Source organism: uncultured Thermus sp., assembly GCF_938010445.1.
GTDB classification, from domain to species: Bacteria; Deinococcota; Deinococci; order Deinococcales; family Thermaceae; genus Thermus; species Thermus altitudinis.
The window spans coordinates 1-5,996 of sequence record NZ_CALLUR010000053.1 but is presented as its reverse complement, the minus strand read 5'-3'; the positions used below and the strand labels follow the sequence as shown (position 1 = coordinate 5,996).

The window sequence follows — 5,996 nt, the reverse complement described above, 5'->3', positions numbered from 1 at the left end:
GGAGGTGTTTGCCGAGGTCCTTAAGGGTTGGCCGGAGGCCTGTTTCCGGGGGCCTTGGGGCGAGCTTCGCATTCTCTTTGGGGAGGTGGAGGCGCTGGAACTTCCCCGGGATTGGGCCACGGCGGTCTACCTGGATCCTTTTAGCCCTCGGGCAAATCCCGGGCCCTGGTCTTTCCCTGTTCTGAGGAAGCTGCACCGGGCTTTGCGGCGTGGCGGCAGGCTGGCCACCTACTCCGCCCAAGGGGCCTTCCGCCGGAACCTTAAGGCGGCGGGGTTTGCCCTTCACCGGGTGCCGGCTTTGGGGAAGCGGGAGTGGACGGTGGGAATCGCCTTAAAAGCTCCTCCCGGGTGAGGTAGGTGAGCTCTACCCGGGCCTGTTTAGGGTTGGGGAGCTCCCCACGGTAGAGCCAGTGGAACCAGGTGCTGCTCAAGGTGGCCACAAAATGGGGCCAGGGGGGTAGGGGATGGGTGTTAAAACCAAAGAGCCTACTCCCCTGGGCCAGGTGGCTGTAGCCATAGACCAGGCGCACCTCCGGGTCCTCGGCTACGAGGAAGGCCGCTTTTCTTAAGCTCTCCCGCATGTAGCGGATGGCCTCCAAGGGAGTGAGCTCCATGGCCCGCTGGCTTTCCAGATGGAGTTCAAAGGCGGGTATTCCCCGGGAAAGGCCTGGGAGGTCGGGGCCGGGAAAGGGCTTTCGCTCCAGCCGGAGGAGGTCAAAGGGGCCGTATCCTGCCCGTACCACCTGATGCCTGGTGTTGTACCGTTCCTCAAACCCCTGCAGGCCACGGATGAGGGCCAGCCTGGGGGTGAGGGGCCTGGGGGCAAGCCCGTCCAGGGTGACCGGCTCGTATCCAAGGTGGAGGATCTGGGGCAGCACCCGTTCCAGGAGCTTAAGCGTGCGCTTTGGGCCATCGTGGAGAAGCACGATGGATCCGGGGCGCAGGTAGTAAAGCAGGCGTTCTGCCAGGGCCTCAGGGAAGTGGTTTAACCAGTCCTTGCTTTCCAGGTCCCACAGGGCTACGCGCTTGCCCAGTAACCGGGCAAAAATGCGGGTAAAAGGGGTGTGGAGGCCATGGGGTGGCCGGTAATAGCGGCCCGGATTCCGGCGCATGTGTTCCCATTCCAGCCAGGGTAGGAAAAGTTTCCAGGCTTGGTGCCATTCCCCGTGGTCCTCTATCTGGTGTCCTTCCCGCCTTATGGCCTCCACCAGGTCTGGCCGGGCCCGGGCCTTTTCCCCGGTGAGGAAAAAGGTGGCCTTAACCCCATGCCTGCGGAGTACCTCAAGCAGGGCCTCGGTCCTTTCGGAGGGGCCATCGTCAAAGGTGAGGGCGATCTTGGGGGTGCGCCTCGAGGCGTGGGCATAGGCCCCGAGGCCCAGGAAGCGAAAGAGCAAATCGGAAAGGCCATACAGGAGAAGGACTAGGCCAAGGGCTAGTTCCATCGCACCCTCCAAAAGAGAAAGGCGTAAAGGAGGCTAAGCAGGAAGAAGACGGCGCTTCCGGCCAGCAAGGGAGCCTTGATCCCAAAGGACTCCCAAAGCACACCCCCCACGGCAGGTCCCAGGGCGATGCCCAATCCCTCTGCGGTCATCAAGCCTCCCCAGATGGCGGCCCGGTTTTCCTGGGGGAGGTTCTTGGCCAGGAATCCGTTCCAGCCGGGAAGGAACAGGCTGTAGCCCACCCCTGCCAGGCTTACCAAGATCACAAGCTCTAGGAAGCTGGGAGCAAAGGCAAGCCGGAGCATGACGAGGCCGAGGAGGAGGAGTCCCCCCACCAGGGCCAAACGGTAGCCCTTGCGGTCCACCTGCCTTCCCGTTACGGGGAGGAGGCCAAAGGCCAGGGCTCCCCCATAGAGGAGAAGTCCTCCCAAGGCGATGGGCTCTAGGGCAAGTTCCTCCTTGGCAAGGCGAAGGATGAATAGGGAAACCAAGGCGGGGGCGAAGGTTTGGCCAAAGGCTGCGGGCAGGAAGAGCAAGAGGCGCCGGAAGGGGTATGGCTCCCGCACGGCTTGGGGAAGCGGGATGCGAAAGGGGAAGAGGCTTAAGGCAAGGAGGAGGACCACGCCTTGGGTGGCTAGGAGCAGGGTGAGCGCAGCCTCGGGTTCCTTCTGGGCCACCTGCCCCACCCCCACCAAGCCGATGCCCACCCAAGGCATCACCAAGGTTAGGGTAAAGGAAAGAGCCCTGGCTTCCCGGCCAGGCACGGCGATGCGGCTGGCTAGGGTCATAAGTCCGGGGTATAGGGTGGACAGGCTAAGCCCCCAGAGGATGACCAGCCCCCATAGGAGCCAACCCGTTTGCGCCAGGGGGGTAAGGAGGAGGGTCAGGAAGCCGGTAAGGGCGGCCAGGCTTACGGTGCGGCCAAAGCCCACCCTTTCCGCCAGGAGTCCGCCAAAGGTTTTGGACAGGTTTTCCGAGAGTTGGTGGAAGGTGAAGGCAAGGGTAAAGGTGGCAGGGCCAAGCCCCAGGTGCTCGGGCGCATAAAAGGGGAGGAGGCCGGCAAAGTAGCCGCTACGCACCCCCTCCATAAGGCCTACGGCAAGGACCAGGCGCAGGAATACGGGAAGCCCCTCCCTGGCCCACGGCAGATAACGAAACACGCTAAAGTATACCCGTGCGCATCAGCGTGGTGATCCCGGCCCACAACGAAGAGACCCTATTGCCAGGAGCCTTGCAAGCGGTTTTGCAGCAAACCTTGCCTCCTTTTGAGGTGATCGTGGTGGACAATGCCTCCACCGACCGCACGCGGGAGGTGGCAGAGGCGCTTGGGGTGCGGGTGGTGTACTGTGCCAGGAAAGGGGTGGCCTATGCCCGCCAGGCGGGACTTCTGGCGGCCCGGGGGGAATGGGTGGCCATGACCGATGCCGATTCCCTGCCCCTTCCCACGTGGCTTCAGAGCCTGGCCCGCCATGCGGAAGGCGCAGTGGCCCTCTACGGACCCTTGCGCTTTTATGGGGTTTCGCCTTGGGCGGCCGTGGTTTCCGAGTGGGGCTACCGGGCCTTCCTGAACCTGATGGCCTTCCTGGGAAGACCCAATCTGGCCGGGGCCAACATGATGTTCCTGAAGGAGGCCGCCTTGAGGGTGGGAGGGTTCCCGGAGGTGGAGGCTAGGGAGGATGTGCTTTTAGGCTGGAGGCTTCGCCAAATAGGGAACGTGCGGTATGTGCCCCAAGCCTTGGTCCTAACCTCTCCTAGAAGGTTAAAGGGGGGTTGGGGAAGGTTTTTGGCCCAACAGCTTAGAAATCTCTTGGGTGATCCTCGAGGGTACTTCGGGGAAGACGGGGGAAGGGAAAGATAAGCCTCTGGGGTTCCACCCGCAGAATCTCATTGGCTTCGTCATACACGGCGACAATCCTCTCGGCGATTCGCTCCGCAGACCGCTCCATAGCCCAGGCCCGTGCTTGTAAGCTGAAATGCCGGCGTTTGTCCTCATCCCGCAGGAGATCCAAGGCCTTTTCCGCCAGGGCCCGGTAGTCACCCGGAGGCACCAGGTACCCGGTTTTCCCCTCCACCACGCCCTCCAGGACCCCCTCGGCGCCCACGGCCACCACGGGTACCCCCATGGCTTGGGCCTCCCAGATGACCAGCCCCTGGGTTTCGGTCTCGCTGGCGAACAGAAAGACCTCCGCCATCCGATAGTACCCGCCGATAGATCGGTAGGGCACGGTGCCCAAGAAGCGCACCCGGTCTTCTATGCCCAACTGGACCGCCAGGCGCTTTAGGCTTTCCAGTTCCGGCCCCTCGCCTATGTGCGCCAGGAGAACATCCTCTTCCCGGGCCATCTCGGCTACAGCCTTGAGGACCACATCAAAGGATTTTTCCTTGCCTAGCCGGCCCACGGTGATGAGCCGCCTTTTGCCCTCCGGCCAGGGGGAGGGTGAGGGAAGGGGCGCTTCCTCCAGAATGCGGTTGTCAATCCCTGTGGGAATGACCCGGATGGGCCTTTGGATGCCGTAGCCCTCCGCCAAGCGCTTGACTGGCTCCGTGGGGGCGATGACCACCTCCACCCGGTTGTAAAAGGCCTTGGCGAGCCTCGGGATGATGCCCGTGTATTTGTCCAGTATGGCTAGCCCGGGAACGTAATGGGCGTACTTCTCGTAGTGGGTGTGGAAGGTGGAAACATGGGGCAGGTTTTTGTTGCGGGCGATCCTTAGGCCCCATACTCCCAGGGTTAAGGGGGTGTGGGTGTGGATGAGCTCAAACTCCGTGGGCAGGTGGCGCGAAGTGGGTAGGGCGATCTGCTGCCCCTCGTAAAAGGGGTAGGGCAGGGAGGGAACCCGGACCACGCCTTCTTCCCGTTCAGGGGCTTCCGGGTGATGGGGAGCCACCACCCAGGCCTCGTGCCCCATTCGCCGGAGCTCCCTTAGGAGAAGGTACACGCTGGTGGTCACCCCGTTGGGGTTGGGGAAGTAGACGTCGGTGAAAAGGCCTACGCGGTAGAGGCGCATGCCAATCTAGCTTACCTCAGGGTTCTCCAGTTGGTTACGTATGTGTTGAGCAGTGCCGGTGATTCCGCCTGGGGGTCCGATGCGACATTTGCCTTCTTGGCTAGCCCGAACATAGGCTTCCTGAGCGTTGAGTAGGAAAAGGACTTCGGCGGCTATCCTATGTGGGTCGGCTTCGGTCAGGCGAAGAGCTGGGCCTAAGAGCCTCTTTTGTCGGCGGGCGAAGGCCCGGGTGTACTGGGGACCGGGTGTGGGGAAACCTACGATGGGAATGCCCAAGCCTGCAGCTTGCTCGCTAGCGGTTCCCGCGGTGGATAGGGCGAGGACGCTGCGGTGGAGGATGGCGGAGAAGGCCCCCCGAAGAACCCAGGCGGCCTTACCCGCCTTGGTGAGACGGAGGGTGGAGGCGTCTTCTTCCTGGGCCTGCCAACCGGGTAAGGGAGGAAGGGCGTTCCATGCCTTAGCCCAGGCCACCACAGGGGTTAAGGGAACGCGTAGGCTGGCTTCCAGCATAAGGGGTAGACTGAAAGTTTCATCTCCTCGAGTCCCCGGGATAAGGGCCATAACTGGAGCCTCGCCCACCAAAGGGTCGAGGTCACGCTCAGGGGGAGGCAGAAGGTCCATGGCGAAGCTACCGTACCAGTACGCATGATGGACCCCTAGGCGCTTAAGGCGTTCCAGGCTTTTTAGGTCACGCACGAAAACAGCCTTCACCGAGCGATGAAGAAGCCGTTCGTAGGGGGTGAAGTCGCTTCCTCCCCAGTCTAGTGCCAACTCCAAGAAGGACGCGTTTTCCAAGTAGTATGCAGAAACAAGGGGATTGACGTGAAAGACGGGAGCGCCCTTTGCCGCCAAGAGGCCTACGGTTAAGGCGTACGCATCTCCTACTACTATCACCGCATCAACCAAAAGGGAGCGCGCTGTCCGCCACTGAGCAAGGGTCATGGAGATAAAGCCTGCCTTGAGGTCTGCTAGGAGGTTTTGCCAACTACCGAAGATGAAGCCACCCGAAGGCATTGATTTACGTGGCCCGAGGATTGCCTGGGCTATTCCCACGTATGCGTTCCCCTGACCCACTAGGGGTAAGGCTAGGATTTCCTTTCCTGAACCTAGATGTTGGGCTATGCGGGCTCCGATGGCATCCTCGGTGGGACCGTTGGAGACAAAAACTATTTTCATACGGAGTTCACCTCGGTGTGGCTTGATCTACTGAGGATCAGGGACCGCGTAGCCTTCCCCGTGGCAGGAACCAACACGTTGCCATTATAGGTCGGGCATTGCCTTTGACTTAGTATAAAATGGCTCACATGGAACTAGGTCTGGTGACCGATACCGCTGCGGACCTTTCCCCCAGGATCCTGGACGAGGCCGTGGGCGCCGTCCCCATATATGTCCACAGAACCGAGTGGAACGAGGGCTTAAAGAAAAGCCTGGAGGGGGCTTTGCGCCTGGAAAAGGGGCGTATCACGCGAAGCGGGGCCACCATCGCCGCCAACGTGGGCCTCGGGGCTATAGCCATCCACGCCTACTCGCTAGAATAGGCAAAGGGTGC

Annotated in this window: 6 protein-coding genes and 1 pseudogene; 3 read left to right on the top strand and 4 right to left on the bottom strand. The window is 61.7% G+C overall.

The window, feature by feature from the left end; translation table 11 throughout:
- Positions 1-352: MnmC family methyltransferase (locus tag Q0693_RS02970; protein ID WP_298629089.1), on the top strand; the 352-nt coding region annotated here is incomplete at its 5' end.
- On the opposite strand, the gene Q0693_RS02965 is transcribed toward Q0693_RS02970, so the two are convergent.
- Both Q0693_RS02965 and Q0693_RS02960 read right to left on the bottom strand, forming a co-directional pair.
- The gene (locus tag Q0693_RS02965) at positions 261-1,442 is read right to left on the bottom strand and encodes a polysaccharide deacetylase family protein (RefSeq protein ID WP_298629087.1); all 1,182 of its coding nucleotides are present in this window, start codon (positions 1,440-1,442) and stop codon (positions 261-263) included. The two genes, Q0693_RS02970 and Q0693_RS02965, sit on opposite strands and share 92 nt — an antisense overlap.
- Positions 1,433-2,599 carry an MFS transporter gene (locus Q0693_RS02960; protein ID WP_298629085.1) on the bottom strand — a complete coding sequence of 389 codons (1,167 nt, stop codon included), beginning with the start codon at positions 2,597-2,599 and terminating at the stop codon, positions 1,433-1,435. The genes Q0693_RS02965 and Q0693_RS02960 overlap by 10 nt, the downstream gene beginning before the upstream one ends.
- 14 nt (positions 2,600-2,613) lie before the next feature.
- Between Q0693_RS02960 and Q0693_RS02955 the strand changes: the two genes are divergently transcribed.
- Positions 2,614-3,297, top strand: a complete 684-nt coding sequence (locus tag Q0693_RS02955; RefSeq protein ID WP_243030338.1) for a glycosyltransferase family A protein — start codon at positions 2,614-2,616, stop codon at positions 3,295-3,297.
- On the opposite strand, the gene Q0693_RS02950 is transcribed toward Q0693_RS02955, so the two are convergent.
- Positions 3,236-4,447 carry a glycosyltransferase family 4 protein gene (locus tag Q0693_RS02950; RefSeq protein WP_298629083.1) on the bottom strand — a complete coding sequence of 404 codons (1,212 nt, stop codon included), beginning with the start codon at positions 4,445-4,447 and terminating at the stop codon, positions 3,236-3,238. The two genes, Q0693_RS02955 and Q0693_RS02950, sit on opposite strands and share 62 nt — an antisense overlap.
- 6 nt (positions 4,448-4,453) lie before the next feature.
- The gene (locus Q0693_RS02945) at positions 4,454-5,623 is read right to left on the bottom strand and encodes a lipid-A-disaccharide synthase-related protein (RefSeq protein ID WP_298629081.1); all 1,170 of its coding nucleotides are present in this window, start codon (positions 5,621-5,623) and stop codon (positions 4,454-4,456) included.
- A gap of 218 nt (positions 5,624-5,841) precedes the next feature.
- Between Q0693_RS02945 and Q0693_RS02940 the strand changes: the two are divergent.
- A pseudogene (locus tag Q0693_RS02940) lies at positions 5,842-5,985 on the top strand (DegV family protein); the annotation flags it as partial.
- Positions 5,986-5,996: the final 11 nt, after the last annotated feature.

Coding starts and splice junctions, on each gene's coding strand:
- Q0693_RS02965 (WP_298629087.1), bottom strand. CDS start 1,442: ATGGAACTAGCCCTTGGCCTAGTCCTTCTCCTGTATGGCCTTTCCGAT.
- Q0693_RS02950 (WP_298629083.1), bottom strand. CDS start 4,447: ATGCGCCTCTACCGCGTAGGCCTTTTCACCGACGTCTACTTCCCCAAC.
- Q0693_RS02945 (WP_298629081.1), bottom strand. CDS start 5,623: ATGAAAATAGTTTTTGTCTCCAACGGTCCCACCGAGGATGCCATCGGA.